At 58.1% G+C, this 16,882-nt stretch carries 16 protein-coding genes; 6 read left to right on the top strand and 10 right to left on the bottom strand.

Going from position 1 to position 16,882, the window contains the following annotated elements; translation table 11 throughout:
- Positions 1-2 precede the first annotated feature (2 nt).
- The 5 genes from cyoB (at position 3) to queC (ending at position 4,751) form a co-directional block, all read left to right on the top strand.
- Positions 3-2,021 (top strand): cytochrome o ubiquinol oxidase subunit I, encoded by a 2,019-nt coding sequence (cyoB, locus tag FW800_RS09720; RefSeq protein ID WP_005791254.1) that lies wholly within the window; start codon positions 3-5, stop codon positions 2,019-2,021.
- Positions 2,022-2,024: 3 nt separating this feature from the next.
- Positions 2,025-2,651 carry a cytochrome o ubiquinol oxidase subunit III gene (locus FW800_RS09715; protein ID WP_005791252.1) on the top strand — a complete coding sequence of 209 codons (627 nt, stop codon included), beginning with the start codon at positions 2,025-2,027 and terminating at the stop codon, positions 2,649-2,651.
- Positions 2,651-2,986: a cytochrome o ubiquinol oxidase subunit IV gene (gene cyoD / locus FW800_RS09710; protein WP_003194051.1), complete on the top strand. Its 336-nt coding sequence runs from the start codon at positions 2,651-2,653 to the stop codon at positions 2,984-2,986. The genes FW800_RS09715 and cyoD overlap by 1 nt, the downstream gene beginning before the upstream one ends.
- An 11-nt stretch (positions 2,987-2,997) precedes the next feature.
- Positions 2,998-3,885: a heme o synthase gene (gene cyoE / locus FW800_RS09705; RefSeq protein ID WP_005791249.1), complete on the top strand. Its 888-nt coding sequence runs from the start codon at positions 2,998-3,000 to the stop codon at positions 3,883-3,885.
- Between the two features lie 167 nt (positions 3,886-4,052).
- Positions 4,053-4,751, top strand: coding sequence for a 7-cyano-7-deazaguanine synthase QueC (gene queC / locus FW800_RS09700; RefSeq protein ID WP_248160736.1), 699 nt, complete (start codon positions 4,053-4,055; stop codon positions 4,749-4,751).
- Positions 4,752-4,892: 141 nt separating this feature from the next.
- Here queC and FW800_RS09695 read toward each other — a convergent pair whose 3' ends face one another.
- Both FW800_RS09695 and FW800_RS09690 read right to left on the bottom strand, forming a co-directional pair.
- Positions 4,893-5,771 (bottom strand): queuosine precursor transporter, encoded by an 879-nt coding sequence (locus tag FW800_RS09695; RefSeq protein WP_446437490.1) that lies wholly within the window; start codon positions 5,769-5,771, stop codon positions 4,893-4,895.
- Positions 5,758-6,363, bottom strand: a complete 606-nt coding sequence (locus FW800_RS09690) for a helix-turn-helix transcriptional regulator (protein WP_005791243.1) — start codon at positions 6,361-6,363, stop codon at positions 5,758-5,760. Before FW800_RS09690 ends, FW800_RS09695 begins: the two co-directional genes overlap by 14 nt.
- Before the next feature lie 212 nt (positions 6,364-6,575).
- Between FW800_RS09690 and ptaA the strand changes: the two genes are divergently transcribed.
- Positions 6,576-7,670 carry a pyoverdine biosynthesis transaminase PtaA gene (gene ptaA, locus FW800_RS09685; protein WP_446437489.1) on the top strand — a complete coding sequence of 365 codons (1,095 nt, stop codon included), beginning with the start codon at positions 6,576-6,578 and terminating at the stop codon, positions 7,668-7,670.
- A gap of 102 nt (positions 7,671-7,772) precedes the next feature.
- Here the strand turns inward: ptaA and FW800_RS09680 are convergent, their stop codons facing one another.
- From FW800_RS09680 to FW800_RS09645, 8 genes are all read right to left on the bottom strand, one after another.
- Positions 7,773-8,489 carry a hypothetical protein gene (locus FW800_RS09680; RefSeq protein WP_032879566.1) on the bottom strand — a complete coding sequence of 239 codons (717 nt, stop codon included), beginning with the start codon at positions 8,487-8,489 and terminating at the stop codon, positions 7,773-7,775.
- A 94-nt stretch (positions 8,490-8,583) separates the two neighbouring features.
- Complete coding sequence (locus tag FW800_RS09675; protein WP_103734913.1) at positions 8,584-9,837, bottom strand: 2-aminoadipate transaminase; 1,254 nt, start codon at positions 9,835-9,837, stop codon at positions 8,584-8,586.
- A 114-nt stretch (positions 9,838-9,951) separates the two neighbouring features.
- On the bottom strand, positions 9,952-10,965 hold the full coding sequence (locus FW800_RS09670) for a diguanylate cyclase domain-containing protein (protein WP_032879571.1): 1,014 nt from the start codon (positions 10,963-10,965) through the stop codon (positions 9,952-9,954).
- 140 nt (positions 10,966-11,105) lie between these two features.
- Complete coding sequence (locus tag FW800_RS09665) at positions 11,106-13,007, bottom strand: alkaline phosphatase D family protein (protein WP_032879572.1); 1,902 nt, start codon at positions 13,005-13,007, stop codon at positions 11,106-11,108.
- A gap of 121 nt (positions 13,008-13,128) precedes the next feature.
- Positions 13,129-13,314 carry a hypothetical protein gene (locus FW800_RS09660; protein ID WP_146097887.1) on the bottom strand — a complete coding sequence of 62 codons (186 nt, stop codon included), beginning with the start codon at positions 13,312-13,314 and terminating at the stop codon, positions 13,129-13,131.
- A 141-nt stretch (positions 13,315-13,455) separates the two neighbouring features.
- The gene (locus FW800_RS09655) at positions 13,456-15,684 is read right to left on the bottom strand and encodes an ATP-binding protein (RefSeq protein ID WP_446437488.1); all 2,229 of its coding nucleotides are present in this window, start codon (positions 15,682-15,684) and stop codon (positions 13,456-13,458) included.
- Positions 15,681-16,295 carry a biliverdin-producing heme oxygenase gene (locus tag FW800_RS09650; RefSeq protein ID WP_032879575.1) on the bottom strand — a complete coding sequence of 205 codons (615 nt, stop codon included), beginning with the start codon at positions 16,293-16,295 and terminating at the stop codon, positions 15,681-15,683. The genes FW800_RS09655 and FW800_RS09650 overlap by 4 nt, the downstream gene beginning before the upstream one ends.
- Before the next feature lie 194 nt (positions 16,296-16,489).
- Positions 16,490-16,870 carry a response regulator gene (locus FW800_RS09645; RefSeq protein ID WP_005791228.1) on the bottom strand — a complete coding sequence of 127 codons (381 nt, stop codon included), beginning with the start codon at positions 16,868-16,870 and terminating at the stop codon, positions 16,490-16,492.
- Between the last annotated feature and the right edge of the window lie 12 nt (positions 16,871-16,882).

The raw sequence follows: 16,882 nt of genomic DNA, 5'->3' as shown, positions 1-16,882 counted from the left end.
CGATGTTTGGTAAATTAAGTTGGGACGCGGTCCCATTCCACGAGCCGATCGTGATGGTGACCATCGCCATGATCGCGCTGGGTGGTCTGGCACTGGTTGCGGGTATTACGTACTTCAAGAAGTGGTCCTACCTATGGACCGAGTGGCTGACCTCGGTCGACCACAAGAAGATCGGCGTCATGTACGTCATCGTTGCCATGGTCATGCTGCTGCGTGGTTTTGCCGACGCCATCATGATGCGTACCCAGTTGGCCATGGCCACCGAGGGTTCGCCTGGCTACCTGCCACCTGAACACTATGACCAGATCTTCACCGCCCACGGTGTGATCATGATCATCTTCATGGCGATGCCATTCTTCACCGGCTTGATGAACCTTGCCTTGCCGCTGCAGATTGGTGCGCGTGACGTTGCCTACCCGTTCCTGAACTCCCTGAGCTTCTGGCTGCTGGTTTCCGGCGTGGTGCTGATCAACGTTTCCCTGGGCGTCGGCGAATTTGCCAAGACCGGTTGGGTTGCGTATCCGCCATTGTCGGGCTTGCAATACAGTCCGGGCGTGGGTGTGGACTACTACATCTGGGCCCTACAGTTATCAGGACTCGGGACGACATTGACGGGGGTCAACTTCCTGGCCACCGTCCTGAAAATGCGCGCCCCTGGCATGAAACTGATGGACATGCCGATCTTCACCTGGACCTGCACCTGGGCAAACGTGCTGATCGTGGCTTCGTTCCCGATCCTTGCCGCTACCATGGCGCTGCTGTCGCTTGACCGTTACCTGGATTTCCACATTTTCACCAATGAACTTGGTGGCAATCCAATGATGTACGTGAACCTGTTCTGGGCATGGGGTCACCCTGAGGTGTACATCCTGATCCTGCCAGCGTTCGGTATCTTCTCCGAAGTGATCTCGACCTTTACCGGCAAGCGCCTGTTCGGTCACCACTCGATGGTCTACGCATCGGGCGCGATCTCCGTACTGGGCTTCATGGTGTGGCTGCACCACTTCTTCACCATGGGCTCGGGGGCCAGCGTCAACGCCTTCTTCGGCCTGGCGACGATGCTGATTTCCATCCCGACGGGGGTGAAGCTATTCAACTGGCTGTTCACCATCTACCACGGTCGTCTGCGCATGACCAGCCAGGTCCTGTGGACCCTGGGCTTCATGGTGACCTTCGCCATTGGCGGCATGACCGGCGTACTGCTGGCCATCCCGGGTGCTGACTTCGTGTTGCACAACAGCCTGTTCGTGATCGCGCACTTCCACAACGTGATCATCGGTGGTGCGGTATTCGGCTACATCGCTGGTTTCAGCTTCTACTTCCCGAAAGCGTTCGGCTTCAAGCTGCACGAAGGCTGGGGCAAGGCTGCATTCTGGTTCTGGATCTCGGGCTTCTTCGTCGCGTTCATGCCGCTCTATGCACTGGGCTTCATGGGCATGACCCGTCGTCTGAACGCCACCACCAACCCTGAGTGGGTACCGTACCTGTACGTTGCCATGTTCGGTGCGGTGATGATCGCTGTGGGCATCGCCTGCCAGTTGATCCAGCTGTACGTCAGTGTGCGTGATCGCAAGAAGAACATGTGCGAGTCCGGCGACCCATGGAACGGCCACACCCTGGAATGGTCGACCTCGTCGCCACCACCGTTCTACAACTTCGCTGTGATCCCGACTGCGAACACCATTGATGCATTCACCGAAGCCAAGGAAGACGGTACTGCGTACCAGAAGCCCAAGCATTACGAGCCGATCCACATGCCAAACAACACCGCCACTGGCGTGGTGATGGGTGCGCTGTTGACCGTGTTCGGTTTCGCGATGATCTGGCACATCTGGTGGCTGGCAATCGCGAGCCTGGTGGGCACTATCGGTTACTTCATCATTCACGCTGCCCGTGATGATCAAGGCTACATGGTGCCGGTCGAAACGATCGAACGCATCGAAGCCGAGCAGCACGCTCGCCTGGTAGCCGAGAAGAAGATTCCGGCCAACCGTGTAGAAACCTCGTTGGAACAGGCTTAAACCATGTCGAACTTAGTGACCAATGCTGGACACGCCCATGTCGATGACCATGGGCACGATGACCATCACCACGACTCGGGGCCAATAACCGTCTACGGTTTCTGGCTCTACCTGATGACCGACTGCATCTTGTTTGCGTCGATCTTCGCGGTGTACGCGGTACTGGTAAACAACGTAGCGGGTGGCCCGTCGGGCCACGACATCTTCGAACTGCCTTACGTGCTCGGCGAAACCGCCTTGCTGTTGTTCAGTTCGATCACCTACGGCTTCGCCATGTTGGCCTTCTACAAAGGCAACAAGAAGGGCGTGCTGACCTGGCTGGGCCTGACCTTCCTGTTCGGCCTGGGCTTTATCGGCATGGAGATCAACGAGTTCCACCTGCTGATCTCCGAAGGCTACGGTCCTAGCCGTTCCGGTTTCCTGTCGGCGTTCTTCACGCTGGTCGGCACCCACGGTCTGCACGTAACCGCAGGTTTGCTGTGGATGGCGGTGATGATCTATCAGGTCAACAAACACGGCCTGACCAACACCAACAAGACCCGCCTGAGCTGCCTGAGCCTGTTCTGGCACTTCCTGGACGTGGTCTGGATCTGCGTATTCACCGTCGTTTACTTGATGGGGACTCTGTAATGGCTAATGCACACTCCCATGACAGCCACGATTCGAGCCACGGCAGCGTAAAGTCTTACGCTATCGGCTTCATCCTGTCGGTCATCCTGACCCTGATCCCGTTCGGCCTGGTGATGTACCCAACCTTGCCGAAGTCGATCACCTTGATGATCGTCCTGGCGTTCGCGGTGATTCAGGTCCTGGTGCACCTGGTGTACTTCCTGCACCTGGATCGCTCCAAAGAGCAGCGCGAGAATGTGATCGCGTTTGTGTTCGCAGGCCTGGTGATCGTTCTGCTGGTTGGTCTGTCGCTGTGGATCATGTTCAGCATCCACACCTACATGATGGCGAAGTGAGGTAAGACCCGATGTCGCTTAAGCACTTTATCCAAATCACCAAACCGGGGATCATTTTCGGTAACGTGCTTTCTGTGGCGGGCGGTTTCTTCCTGGCCTCCAAGGGACATGTCGATCTGGCCATCTTCCTGGCTGCGATGATCGGTACGTCCCTGGTGGTTGCTTCCGGATGCGTGTTCAACAACTGCATCGACCGTGACATCGACATCAAGATGGAACGCACCAAGAATCGAGTGCTGGTCCAGGGGCTTATTTCCCTGAAGCTGGCGCTGATCTTCGCGACCATCCTGGGTGTTGCGGGCGTAGTGTTGTTGTACAAGGTGGCCAACCCGTTGGCGGCGCTGTTTGCCGTGATCGGTTTTGTCATCTATGTCGGCCTCTACAGCCTGTACCTCAAGCGCAAGTCGGTTCACGGCACGCTGGTGGGCAGCCTGTCGGGGGCGATGCCGCCGGTGATTGGTTATGTGGCTGTAACCAATAGCTTCGACATGGCCGCGCTGGTGCTGCTGGTGATGTTCAGCCTGTGGCAGATGCCGCATTCCTACGCCATCGCGATTTTCCGCTTCAATGACTACCTGGCTGCGTCGATTCCGGTATTGCCGGTCAAGCGTGGTATCCAGGTGGCCAAGAAACACATCCTGCTCTACATCCTGGCCTTCCTCGTGGCGACCTTGATGTTGACCTTCAGTGGCTACGCCGGCATGAGCTACCTCGCCGTAGCCGCCGCCATGGGCATGTACTGGTTGTACATGGCCTGGACCGGTTACAAGGCGGTGGACGACACCGTCTGGGCGCGCAAGCTCTTCGTGTTCTCGATCTTCACCATCACCGCGCTCAGCGTGATGATGTCCCTGGATTTCCAGGTACCGAAAGAGCTGTTGCTGACCTACGCGCACTGAGTGGTCTTGCAGTAAAAAAGCCCCGCCTTCGAAAGACGCGCGGGGTTTTTTATTGAGCGCTGCGCTAAACCGGATACGCTGCGTTATCGTTGACGTTTTTCGTGAGCAAGGGCTAGCCGCCCGCCTCGCTCCTACACCCCAATTCTACAAATGCAGGAAGCAATGCAATGAGTAAAAAAGCCGTGATGGTCTTCAGTGGCGGGCAGGACTCGACCACCTGCCTGATCCAGGCATTGAAGCAGTATGACGAAGTGCACTGCATCACCTTCGATTATGGTCAGCGCCATGTGGCGGAAATCGAAGTGGCCCGCAAGTTGGCCAAGCAATTGGGCGCCACCGTGCACAAAGTGATGGATGTGTCGCTGCTCAATGAGCTGGCGATCAGCAGCCTCACCCGTGACAACATTCCGGTACCGACCGTTAACAGCTCAGGCGAAAGCCTGCCGAGCACTTTCGTGCCGGGCCGCAATATCCTGTTCTTGACCCTGGCTGCGATCTACGCCTACCAGGTCAAGGCCGAGGCCGTGATTACCGGTGTGTGCGAAACCGACTTCTCGGGCTACCCCGATTGCCGTGACGAGTTCGTCAAGGCATTGAACCAGGCCCTCAAGCTGGGCATGGAATACGACGTGAGCCTCGACACCCCGTTGATGTGGCTGAACAAGGCCGAAACCTGGGCCCTGGCCGATTACCACAACCAACTGGAACTGGTGCGCGAGCAGACGCTGACCTGCTACAACGGCGTCATTGGCACCGGCTGCGGCAACTGCGATGCGTGCAACCTGCGTGCCCGGGGCTTGAATGACTACCTGCAAAACAAGGCGGATGTCATGCAGAGCCTGAAGCACAAGTTGCAACTGAAGTAACCGCATCCAAGGCCCGCCAGGCTCTACCTGATGTATGAAGTCCAAATGTGGGAGGGGGCTTGCTCCCGATAGCGGTGTCGAGGCAAATACATTCTTAGCTGACCCACCACCATCGGGAGCAAGCCCCCTCCCACATAGGTTTCAAGCGTTGGCAGTGGTCAGGTAGCGCTTGAACAACGAGCGCGCCCCATAGGCAGGCAGAATATTGAAGAACGCAAAACCGACTTTGATCGCAATCTGCACATAGATCATGCTCAGGATATCGCTGGTCTGCATGGCGCCGTAGAAGGCAATAAAGCAGAACAGAAAACTGTCGATAATCACCGCAAAGAAGGTGCTGAAGAAAATCCGCAGGTACAGGTACCTGGAGTTGGTCAGTTCTTTGATCTTGCACAGCAGGTAGGAGTTTATATTCTCCGAGACCAGGAACGACACCGAAGAGGCCACCAGCACCGACGACACTTGCAGGATCACGTCGTTATACGGCCCATCGAGTTTCCAGCCCGGCAGCCCCGGCAGGAACGTTGAGCCATACAACAGGATGATGATCATCGCATTGCTGGCAAACGCAAACATAATGGCTCGCCGGGCCAGGCGCAGGCCGAAGTTCTCGTTCAGCAGATCCACAATCAAGAAGGTCAGCGGGTACAAAAAAGTCCCCGGCGTCACAATGATGCCCATGGATTCCAGGTAGATCGGTTTGGTCGCGGCGATGCTGGTGAAGATGTAAAACGTGAACAGCAACAGGTTCAGGATGATGTAGATCATCCACGAGTTTTCATTGCGGTCGTTAATGTCGTAGGCGGTGAGTGCTCCTGCTTGTGAATAGAACTTCTTGTAGAGGTTCTTGATTTCCAGCTTGTTGAAGTTGTCCATCATTTCGCTGTTGAGCACCTCACTGAGCTTGATTTTGACGACCTTGCCCGTGGCGATCACCATGATCACTGCCAGGCGCTTGTCATTTTCAAAGCCCAGCAACTTGTATTTGCTGTTTTCCACGGCGCCTTCAAAGGTTGTCATTGAAGCGCTCCTCAAGAATATCGCCGATGACGCACAAGCGGTCCGAGTTGCCGCAGGGTTCAAGGGTGATGAACAGCTTCTTGGTGGCGCGGTCGTACACCAGCTTTTCTTTATCGTCGCTCGATGCGCCTTTCTGCACGATCAGCAAGTCCCCCGGCTCATTGATGCCGGGAATCGCATGCTCCAGGCGAACGCCGATCAAGTTGCAGGAGTTGCCGAAGTAGTAAGTCAGTGGGTAAAGCGTGGCCAGTTCGCCGATGCGCTTGCCCAGGTTCTGCATCAGCAGGCTTTCCTTGAGCACAGGCACTGCCGCCGGGTTCTTGTTGCCCAGGGGGGAAACATTGCTTTCGATGACTTCCTTGGCTTCAAAGTTGACGGTCTCGATTTCTTCGTACGAAACGCCGAAGAAATCAGAGATCTTGCGAATGGTCGACTGTTGCACTTTGACGACCTTGCCTTCCAGGATGTTGTAGATGGTCGTCCTGGTCACGCCGGCGGCATTGCTTAACGAAAGCTGGGTTTCGCCACGACTTTTGATCAAGTACTTGATATTGCTCTTCAAGTGCTCGGTTTTTTCTCGTCTGTGTATCAAGTGCTCACCACTTCCATTTAGTCATCAGTCCATACCCGGCAGAACGTCTAGTTCCAGGCTCGCGGCAGCGCAAGTGTTGCATGGGCTCGCGTTGACAATAAAGTACTTAGTGCAGGGATACGTCCCGACGCTAAATCAGGCAACTGCTTTCTCGTCATACCGTTATATCCGACCTGTGCGAATCCCTCGCACTTCGACAAGGAGTAGTCACCATGGTCAGCTTCAGCCGTAGGTCCCTTCTCGCGCTTGGGGCGGCGTTACCTGTACTTGGCCAGCTGGATTGGGCGGTTGCCAGCCCGGTGCCGGCTCAATCCGACAAGGTACGGCTCAACTACAACGAAAGCCCCTACGGCCCTTCAGACGCCGCCCGTGAGGCGATGCAGCGAGCGATTGCAGCGTCTGGGCGCTATCCCTACCCGGACATGTACGCCTTGGCCGCGCAGTTTGCCCACCAGCAGGGGGTTGCCGAAGAAAACGTCGCGGTGTTTGCCGGCTCGATGGCGGCCCTGCGTTTTGCGGTGCTGGCGTTTACCAGCCAAACCCGTGGCCTGGTCATGGCGACACCGTCCTATGAACTTGTGCGTCAGGCGGCCGAGTCGATCAAGGCACCGGTGCATGAAGTGAACCTCGACGCCGGTCATGCCCATGATGTACCGGCCATGCTCGCGGCAGACCCACAGGCCGGCATGTTGTACCTGTGCAACCCCAACAACCCCACCGGCACCCTGACCCCTACCGAGGCCATCCGCCAAGCCTTGGCGAACAAACCCCAAGGTAGCGTGCTGGTGGTGGACGAGGCGTATATCGACTTCTGCGATGCACCCAGCTGTGTGAGTTGGGTCAACGACCACGACGATCTGTTGGTGCTGCGTACGTTCTCGAAAATCTACGGCATGGCCGGAGCGCGTCTGGGGCTGGCAATCGGTCATCCGGCGCTGCTGGAGCGGCTGGCGGTGTTCGGCGGTGACAACGTCCCGGCCGCTGCCAGCCTATTGGGCGCACGTGCCAGCCTGGAGGACACCACGTTGGTGGGCCAACGCAAAGCGCTCAATGCCAGGTTGCGTGATGAGACAGTCGCCTGGCTCAAAGGCCGGGGCTTTAGCTGCACGGCTTCCCAGAGCAATTGCTTCATGATCGATGTAAAGCAACCAGCTGAGCAGGTGGTTGAGCGGCTGGCCGCACAGAATGTGCTGGTGGGGCGCGTATGGCAGAACTGGCCGCAATGGGTGCGGGTGACGGTGGGCAACCAGCAGGAGATGGAACGCTTTCGCGAGGTGTTTGCCGCGCAGATCGCACGTGTTGGCTGAAACATTACCTGCAGCCAGCCATGACTGTGGCGAGGGAGCAAGCTCCCTCGCCACAGTGTGCTATCTCTTGAAAGTGATGTTTAGTCCAGCGGTGTTGCCGCGTTACTGCTGGGCAATGCTGTAGCCGGCAAACGCTGTCTGCTGCTGCAGCGCAGTAATCACACTTTTGCGGCTCAACGGCTGTTCATTACCGGCGTTATCCACAAAGCTTTCCACTTCCAGTTCGGCCTCGTCGCCTTCACCGACGAAGTTGAACCCCAGGAACTCGAATGCTTCGCGGTCCACGCTGAGCCTGGAGCGCGGTGTGCGCAGCGGCAGGGTGACGCTGATGCCATCCTTGCTGATCACAAACACTTCGGCTTCTTTCTTGGCACGTGCTGCCTTGCCCTTGCCGGCACTTGGGTTGCTGATGGCCTGATGCGACTGGTTCAGCACCTTGAGGGCCAGGCCATAGACCAGTTCCTGAAACTGGGGATCGTCCTTGAAGCTGGACAGGATGCGGCTGATCGAGAACTTGCTGCTCAGGTCTTCGAGGGCGGCGTTATCGGCGGCTTCGGCGTCCTTCAATTGTTTGAGCTGGCCCATCAGGTCGTAGGCTTTGTCATCGTCGAAGGCGTCATGGGCCTGGCGGATGGCGATGCGCAGCTCGCGGATCTGGTCGCTTTCCTTGGAGGTATGAAACGCGTCCAGCACCATCTCGCTGATGATCTTGGCCGCTGGCACATGCTGTGAAAGATTGATGGCGTTTTCGTATTCGGCTTTGGCATGCAAGGCGGTTACGGATTCTTCGGCGGATTCTGCGGTGTAGGAATCAGGCATTAAAATTTCACTGCGTAGTAAACGGGGAGACAAAAACGTCGGGCATTTTCGGCGGGGTGGGGGATCAGGTCAAGACAGGTTCGGGCAGGTGACGTTATTGGTCCAGTTGCGCGAAGCACGCCTGGAGAATATCCAGGCCCTCCTCCAGCACCCAAGGCTCGATGGTCAACGGTGCCAGCAAGCGCACAATGTGCCGCGACTTGCCGCTGGGCATCAACAGCAAGCCGGCGTCTCGCGCCAGGCCCAGCAACTGAGTGAGTTGCCTGGAGGCCGGAGTGCCATCGACATTCACCAGTTCAATACCACGCATGGCGCCGACGCCGGTGAGGCGGCCCAGGTAGGGCGACAGTTGTTGTGAGCGCCAGCTTTCATGGCGGCTGACAATGGCCGCCTCCTGCTGTGCCCCCCAAGCTTGCAGGTGTTCATCGGTCATCGCCTCAAGGGTAGCCAGTGCCGCCGCGCAGGCGATGGGGTTGCCGGAGTAGGTGCCGCCGAGGCCGCCCTTGGGCAGGTTGTCCATCAGCGCCTTGCGCCCCACCACAGCACCCAACGGCACGCCGCCAGCGATGCTTTTACCGAGCAGCAACAGATCCGGTTCGATGCCCAGGCGCGAAAAGGCAAAGCGCTGCCCAGTGCGACCAAAGCCGGACTGGATCTCATCGACAATCAGCAGAATGTTGTGCTCGTCGCAAAAGCACCGCAGGGCTTGGGCAAACTCGATATCGAGAGCGAGGAAACCGGCTTCGCCCTGCACCGGCTCGATGATGAAACAGGCCACATCGTTTACGTCGATTTCCACGCTGAACAGACGGTCCATCGCCTTCAGCGCTTCGGCGCAGGTCACGCCGTTATCGACACTGGGGTACGGCAGGTGATACACCGGGCCAGGCAGTACGCCGACCTTCTGCTTGTAAGGCACCACCTTGCCATTGAGGTTGAGGGTCGCCAGGGTTCGGCCGTGGAAGGCTCCATCAAAGGCGATCACCGCCGATCGCCCGGTGGCGCCGCGGACGATCTTCAACGCATTTTCCGCCGCTTCCGCGCCACTGTTGGTGAGCATGCCGCTGACCGGGTAGTGCACCGGGATAAACGCCGTCAGGCGTTGCATCAACTCGATGTAGGGCGTATGCGGTGCGGCGTTGAATGCGTAGTGGGTAAGCCTGGTTGCTTGCTCGCGAATCGCCGCCACTACGCCCGGATGGCAATGGCCCAGGTTGAGCACGCCGATACCGCCGACAAAATCGATGTAGCGTTTGCCCGCGGTGTCCCACACCTCAGCGTTTTTACCGTGGCTGAGGCTGATGGGATGGACGATGGAAATCGATTGGCTGATGCTGGCGTGGCTCATGAATCGCGTACTCGACAAGGCTGGGCGTGGTTTATCTAAGCCGCGCACCGGGCCTTGCCGCAAACGAAATAAAGTCGCCGGGTCATTCCAAATCGGAAGGAGCGCTTGTCTGCATTAATCCGACACCCCATCTTTGCCAGCCGCCTTGGACCGATATAGCGCTCGGTCAGCCCTTGCCACCAGCGCGGCGGGAGACTCACCCATGCGCCGCTCTACAATCCCCAGGCTCAGGGTGACGTTGAGGTCGTTGACGATAGGCGACTGTTTGATTGCACGGCGAATCCTTTCGGCCAATTCCTTCGCCGTGTCCAGGTTGCTTGCAGGCAGCACCACCATGAACTCATCGCCGCCCCAGCGAGCCAGCAGGTCAGTTGTGCGTACGCAGCTTTCCAGACGTTCCGCCACCCCTATCAACGTCTGATCACCGACGCCGTGACCGTATCGGTCATTGACCGGCTTGAAGTCATCGATGTCCATCGCCACCAGCGCCAGGGGCACACGAAAGCGTTCGGCGCGGTCGCATTCTTCCAGCAGGCATTTTTCCAGGCGATAACGGTTGGCGATGCGCGTCAGCGCGTCGCGCTCGGCCAGGGAACGGTTTTCGTCCAGCTGTATCTGCAATTGTTGATTGACCCGCGATAGCTCAAGGGTACGTTCTGCCACCAGTGCCTCAAGGGATTGGTTGCGCTTTTGCAGGCGTTCAATGGAGCATTTACGCGTATGAATGTCGCGGTGCGCGCCCACCATGCGCGCCACTGAGCCGTCGGGGTTGCGTGCAATGATGTAGCCACGATCCTCGATCCACAGGTAAGTGCCGTCTTCTTTCCGGCAGCGGTATTCGGCGCGATAAAGGGGCGAGCGTTGACTGATGTAGTCATCAAACAACGCCATCACGCGGGGGTAATCCTCGCTATGGATCACGCTTTCCCAGGTGAACACGTTGTTTTCCAGCGAGTCTCGGGAGTAACCGAGCATTTCGTACCAGCCGGGGTTGCGGTAGACGTAGCCAGTCGTGGCGTTCCAGTCCCAGATCCCGTCACTGACCAGTTCCATGATGGCGTGCAGCAGGTCGGCGTTGAGTTCGGAAAAGTCATTGCGTAGTGGCTCGTTGCCGGGTGTATCGTCCATCAGCGCGCTCCCTGCAAGGGCTGGCTTCTAGGGCCAGTTATTATTGGTGACGCCGATACTCCGTGGCTGGCGCTACTCTACCTCGCAGCTTGCACGGTTTGAATAGGGCGGATGTGCTGCTTTCGGATAGTGGCGTTTGGCTATGGTTCGGGCGCCAGCATCTTTGTTCGAGGCTTTCCATCCGCGTTGTGTTGGTAAATCTCATCCGGCTGACCCTGTTCATTGAAAAACACCTGGCCAATTCCCGCGCTATTCCACAGCCGCTCACCCGCCTCGGCATGGTCCGGAATATACGGGACTACCTGCATGGTACGGCGGCGGGTAAACCAGTTGAGCGGCGAGCGTGGGGAATACAGCCAGCGGTTGAGACGGTCGAACCATTCCAGCAGGCGCGGCGGGAACTCATTCTTGATGCCGCTGCTGGTTATTTGCCAGATCCTCGGGCCGCCGTTGCGGTGACGGATCAGCACCTGGTAGACAAACGAGTAATGCACATCGCCGGAGAGGATCACGTAGTTACCGGGCGTGCGCGAGTGGCGGAAGATGTTCAGGATCACTTGGGCGGCGCCGCGATGAGCCATCCAGTTTTCGGCGTCCACCAGCAGTGGGAAGCCGCACCAACTGAAGACCTTTTGCACCGTTTCGATCAGCTTGACGCCAAAGATCGGCGCAGGCGAGACGATAATGGCCGACGGATGGTCGAGCAGCTCCTGTTGCAGTTCGCTCAAGGCTTCCCAGTCCAGCAGGCCGGAAGGTTGCTTGAGGGTAAATTCGCTGCGCCAGCGCCGAGTACGGGTATCGAGTACCACCAGGGCAGGGGTGGTGGGCAAAACGTAATGCCATTGCTGGAATTTCAGCAGCGCCTCCAGCAGATCATCCTGGGCAGCAGCGTCCAGATGATTGCCCTGCGCCTGGCCAGTCAGTGCCTGGGTCTGGGTCAGCAGTTCGCCGAACACCTGGGGTTGGTTGCCCCAGCCCTGGCATAACAGGTACGCCAGCAAGGCATTGCCGATGATGCGTTTGGAGAAGGGATGGCCGTAGGCGGTTTGCTCCCACTGAGCGCTGAGGTTCCAATCGTCGGTGATGTCGTGATCATCGAAGATCATCAGCGTCGACAAGTGGGCGAACACCCGGGCTACCCCCGGCAAGCCGGTGCGCAATTGATCGATCTGCACTTGTTCGCGGGCATAACGCAGTTGTTCTTGCGCGCTCAGTTGCGGCGGTCGTGGTGTGATCAGCGTCCACGGGGTGGGCGACCAGACCAGCAGGTACATCGCGATGACTTCGGCGAAGGTCACCAGGTGATTGTCAGCGGTGCTGCTGGTGAAGATCGGCTTCTTCACGCCGCCGAAAAAGCGTTCGCGCAGGGTCTCGTTACTGTCCAGCGCCGGAAGCAGGTCGGCGCGGTGGTAATAGCTGGCGCGATGCCCATAGAGGCTGACGCTGTCGTCCACCACGGCGCCCTCCAGGAACTCGTCGAACAGGCCCAGGTGCGCGATCAGCGCATGGATGGCCCGCAGCATGGGCCCGGCGACATCGTCGGCGTAGACCTGGTCGCCGCTCATCATCAGCAAGGCGGGGCGTTCGAGCGGGGTGCGGGCCTGCGCCAACAGGCGGTCGACGCACAACAAACCTTCATCTGCACGGTGATGGGGTTTACGGCAGGAGCCATGTACCAAGTGGTTGATGCGGCTATGCAGCACGAAGCTCGGCGTTGTGGCGTCGGCATACAGCAAGTGCGGCGCCCATTGTGCGATGCCGATGCCGTCGACGATCAGGTCGTAACCGATGACCTCGTCCTGGGGCAGAGCGTCGCTCAGCGCTACGTCGATCAAGTGGATAACGGCATGGCGCCCGACGGGCACGACTTGGCAGTGCGTTGCATCGAGCGGGATATTCAGCGTCTCGCCCTGGGGTAATTGCAGCCTCAAGCACAGTGGCAGGGCGCGACTGCCCACCAACCAGATAACCAGGCGCTGCGGTTCAAGGCGCCTTAGCAGGGGACCTGCGATGACGGCAGGCAGGATGTCGGGTTGATGCATGAAAAATGCAGCTCATACCAAGTGGGACTGGAGAGGATAACGCAGAGGATGTCAGTGTTTTGTTAACGCAAGTGCAGCGCGGTGCGCTGCACTGCACTTGTTGCCGGTGACCCGTAACGGTTTAAGTCAGTTTGCCTCCTCCGAGAGAGGTCATACCCGAACCTTTGGGTTTTGGTTGCGTGTCCTGCCCCTGTGGGGGGCCGTCAAGCGGCGAAGAAGTTGGTGCGGGATTGGCTGGAGGCTGGTTATCTTTTAAGCCTTGCTGGATGTTATAGCTGAAGCTGTGAAACGAATTGCCGATGAACATGGTAAAACCCCTTACTCAATTGGAGGACTGTTGTCGCATCAATACTCCCTTTGAGTGCGCACTGATTGAGTGAGGCTGGCCGGGTTTTTCGTTCCCGGCCATAGGTAACCATATGTTTGGCTAGTAGGAATTTGGTGTGTCTCAAGCAGGCTTAGGCACCGTAAACCTGAATTCACTGCCGCGCCCCAATTCACTGTCGGCTTCGATCCGACCACCATGGGCCTGGACAATCCCCTGGGTGATATACAGCCCCAGCCCGCTGCCGGTGGGATTGTTCTCGGACTGGGTCCAATAGCGGTCGAACACATGGGGCAAATGATCCGGCGCAATGCCTTCACCGGAATCGCGTACCGAAAACACGATCTCTTCGCCGTTGCTCATGGCGCTGATACCGATGTTGCCCTGGCGGGGGGTGAATTTGATGGCGTTGCCGATCAGGTTCGACAGCACTTGGAACAAGCGCTCCGGGTCGGCGCTGATCTGCAGGCCAGGCTCGGCGTTGAACGACAGGTCGATACCTTTTTCCGAGGCCAGTGGCGACAGCAGCGAATATGCCTCTTCAAATATCTGGCTGACGTCCAGCGCAACCGGCTTGACCACATAGCGTCCGGCTTCGATTTTCGAGGTGTCGAGCAAGTCCTCCAGCAGCACATTCATGCGCCCGGCGGCCTGTTGCATGGTGTCGATGGCCGAGGAAATCCGCCGTGAAGTGTGTGGGCCGTCGGAGCTGAAGGCTTTCTGCATCATGCCGCAGAGCATGGAAATGACTGTCATCGGGTTGCGCAGGTCGTGGGAAACCACTGCGACCAGCTCGTCACGGGCACGCACCGCTTGTTGTTCGCGCAGCACCTGGCGGGCCAAGTCATTTTCCAGGGCCGAGCGGCGCAGGTCATTGGCGGCAAACAGGTCGCCGTGGCTCCACTTGGTGGAAATGCCGGCCATTTCCACTTTCCAGATTTCAAACGACGTGCGTGGGCGAAGGCGTAGGCCAGTGTCAGAAGTTTCCAGATTTAGCGGCTTGCTCGGGTCACCGCTCCAATTGATGTTCTCTTTGACTTCCGGGCGAAACCACAACACACCGTTATCCACAGGCTTGGGCAGGCTCATGGCGAGCACACCACTGGCCACCGCCTGATACTCGGCGGCCGGTGGGTACACCGAAGCCAGGTTGTGGTTGGAAAATACCGGCTGGCCCAGCGTTTGCAGCCACTTGTGCAGCGCCCGGATTTGCGCTGGTTCCGGGCAGTTGCCGTAACGGTGCAACTGCTTGTCTTCGATGATCGCCACACCGCCCGACAAGGTCAGGTCCATCAGTTTTTTACCGTGGTGGGCCAGGCTGTCGAACACATTGTCGTCGCTGGCTTTCATCGCCCGATCAAGCAACGCCAGGGTTTCGACTTTCTCCTCTCGCTGGCGGCTTAACTCCAAGGCTTCCATGGCACTGATCTGCAACGACAGCACCTGACCGATGGTCTGGCAGGTCATACGCAGATCGTTCGGCACCAGCAGCGGCTCGCGGTTGCCGCAGCTGATCAGGCCCCAGAGTTTGTCGCCCTTCATCAGCGAAATACTCATGGACGACAACACGCCCATGTTCTGCATGTATTGGCAGTGAATCGGCGACACGCTGCGCAGGGTAGCGAAGCTCAGGTCCAGCGGTTGGCCGGTGTCCGGGCGCAATTTTGGCAATAGCGGTACGGGTTCGTAGGACGCATTCGGGATGATCCGAAGCCAGTTGGTGCGATACAGCTCACGGGCTTGTTCGGGGATGTCGGACGCGGGGAAGAACAGGCCGTTGAATAATTCCATGGCCGGCGCCGAGGCTTCAGCGATTACCTGACCATGGCCTTCGTCTTCGAAGCGATAGATCAGCACTCGGTCATAACCGGTCATGGCCTGGATTTCATCCACGCTGATGGCGTACAGCGCTTGCAGTGTCTTGGCCGATTGCAGGCGTTGCAGCATTTTGCTCAGGTTGCTGGTGAGACCATTGCGTACCTGGGGTTTGAAATCCGCGAGCAGGGGTTCGAATTCCAACACCAGCACGTTCTGATGACGATGCAGCAAACCTTCGAACTGAGCACCGTTGAGCGTGACATGCAGGGGTGGGGCGTCGATAAAGGTATTGTGCTCGGCCATCGACTGCACCACCTGGGCGTGTTCACTGCCAATCAACGTGTGTAACGGTTGATTCAACAGGGCCTCGGGCGCGTGGCCGAACAAGGTGCCGACGTTGGCACTGACCTGGATGATGTTCAGCTCAGGCTCCGACAGCGTCAGCAACACGCCATGAGGCTGGATTGCCCCGGGGAAGCGGATGGGCTCGTCGGCACAGTTGGCAAGCAGCTCTTCAAAATCTTCGGGTTTCATAGCAGTACCTCCTGGCGTTCGAGCCATTGCTCAAAGCCGCTGAAAGTGGACCGGGCAGCCATCACTGCGCGCGCTCGAGCGCTCGCATCCAGTGGCTGATGAGCCAGGTAGTCGAGAAAGTCTTTCCAGCGCCGGCCGGTCTCGGCACCGTAGACATCGAGAAACGCACCGCCGTTGTCGGCTTCGATCGCCAGGCGTGACGCCATCTCCCGGCGTAATACCTGGCCGCCGAGCGTTGCACCTTCCAGTACATACAGGGCGCCGAGGCAAGCGGCAGGAGTGTCCAGCGCGGGGAGTTGGGTGCAGCGGGGAAGGGCATCTAGGGTGGGACTATCCAGGCCCAGAGCGCGCAGATCGTTAACCAGCGTCGGCGTTTTTACACGTGATGCAATATCAATTCCATCCGGAATCAGGCCACCGTCGTACAGCGCCGCCTCCATGGGTTGATAAAAACCGTAGTACGCCTGCAGCAATCGCCGATACCACTGGGCATCCAGGCGTTCGGAAAAAAACGGCAAACGCTTTTCCAACGCGACATGCAACAGGCCGGTACCCGTGCGCAACGTTTCCAGCAAGGATGGCGCACCAACGTCATGGGCCTGTGAGTGCATTCAATGAGCTCGAACTGTGGGCCTGTCGGCCAGGAATGACGCATGAAAATGGGCGACAATTCTACACAACTCGTTGTCGTCAGCTGAGCGCAAGAAGCGAAAAGGCTGACCAGTGGATCAGAAAAGTCGCTCCCTGCATTCCAAATGACCCCACGGCACGCCACGAGTTCGGTCCGGATGATATCGCGACGCTATCAATGCATGGGCGGTCCCTGCTGGGTCAACGCCGTTTGAACGCACTCAAGCAAGTGATCGGTGCTCCATGGTTTAGGCAGAAACCGCACCGAGCTGCCCAATTGAGTGGCGATCTTCGTATTGCCGGAAGTCAGCACCACCTGCACCTCAGGCCAGCGATGAGCCACTACGCGGCTCAAGTCGTAGCCATTGAGCAGGCCGGGCATTTGAATATCACTGACAATCAAGTCCACAGGGTCGTCGCCCCGCTCCAGATAAATCATCCCTTCATCCGCCGAAGGGAATGAAGTCACCACCGCACCGAAATCCTCCAGCACATCCACCATTAACGCCCGAATGATCTCGTCGTCTTCCAATACTAAAATCGATGGCTGAACCATGATCCTTACTCC

The organism is Pseudomonas sp. 910_23 (assembly GCF_052850795.1).
The sequence above is the reverse complement of the archived record's forward strand: the minus strand, read 5'-3'. Positions and strand labels throughout refer to the sequence as shown.

What these genes read in the sequence shown, in the direction of transcription:
- FW800_RS09665 (WP_032879572.1), bottom strand. Translation starts at nt 13,007, where the DNA reads ATGCATCAACCCGACATCCTGCCTGCCGTCATCGCAGGTCCCCTGCTA.
- queC (WP_248160736.1), top strand. Translation starts at nt 4,053, where the DNA reads ATGAGTAAAAAAGCCGTGATGGTCTTCAGTGGCGGGCAGGACTCGACC.
- FW800_RS09695 (WP_446437490.1), bottom strand. Translation starts at nt 5,771, where the DNA reads ATGACAACCTTTGAAGGCGCCGTGGAAAACAGCAAATACAAGTTGCTG.
- FW800_RS09650 (WP_032879575.1), bottom strand. Translation starts at nt 16,295, where the DNA reads ATGCACTCACAGGCCCATGACGTTGGTGCGCCATCCTTGCTGGAAACG.
- FW800_RS09670 (WP_032879571.1), bottom strand. Translation starts at nt 10,965, where the DNA reads ATGGACGATACACCCGGCAACGAGCCACTACGCAATGACTTTTCCGAA.
- FW800_RS09655 (WP_446437488.1), bottom strand. Translation starts at nt 15,684, where the DNA reads ATGAAACCCGAAGATTTTGAAGAGCTGCTTGCCAACTGTGCCGACGAG.
- ptaA (WP_446437489.1), top strand. Translation starts at nt 6,576, where the DNA reads ATGGTCAGCTTCAGCCGTAGGTCCCTTCTCGCGCTTGGGGCGGCGTTA.
- FW800_RS09675 (WP_103734913.1), bottom strand. Translation starts at nt 9,837, where the DNA reads ATGAGCCACGCCAGCATCAGCCAATCGATTTCCATCGTCCATCCCATC.
- cyoE (WP_005791249.1), top strand. Translation starts at nt 2,998, where the DNA reads ATGTCGCTTAAGCACTTTATCCAAATCACCAAACCGGGGATCATTTTC.
- FW800_RS09645 (WP_005791228.1), bottom strand. Translation starts at nt 16,870, where the DNA reads ATGGTTCAGCCATCGATTTTAGTATTGGAAGACGACGAGATCATTCGG.
- cyoB (WP_005791254.1), top strand. Translation starts at nt 3, where the DNA reads ATGTTTGGTAAATTAAGTTGGGACGCGGTCCCATTCCACGAGCCGATC.
- FW800_RS09680 (WP_032879566.1), bottom strand. Translation starts at nt 8,489, where the DNA reads ATGCCTGATTCCTACACCGCAGAATCCGCCGAAGAATCCGTAACCGCC.
- cyoD (WP_003194051.1), top strand. Translation starts at nt 2,651, where the DNA reads ATGGCTAATGCACACTCCCATGACAGCCACGATTCGAGCCACGGCAGC.
- FW800_RS09715 (WP_005791252.1), top strand. Translation starts at nt 2,025, where the DNA reads ATGTCGAACTTAGTGACCAATGCTGGACACGCCCATGTCGATGACCAT.
- FW800_RS09660 (WP_146097887.1), bottom strand. Translation starts at nt 13,314, where the DNA reads ATGTTCATCGGCAATTCGTTTCACAGCTTCAGCTATAACATCCAGCAA.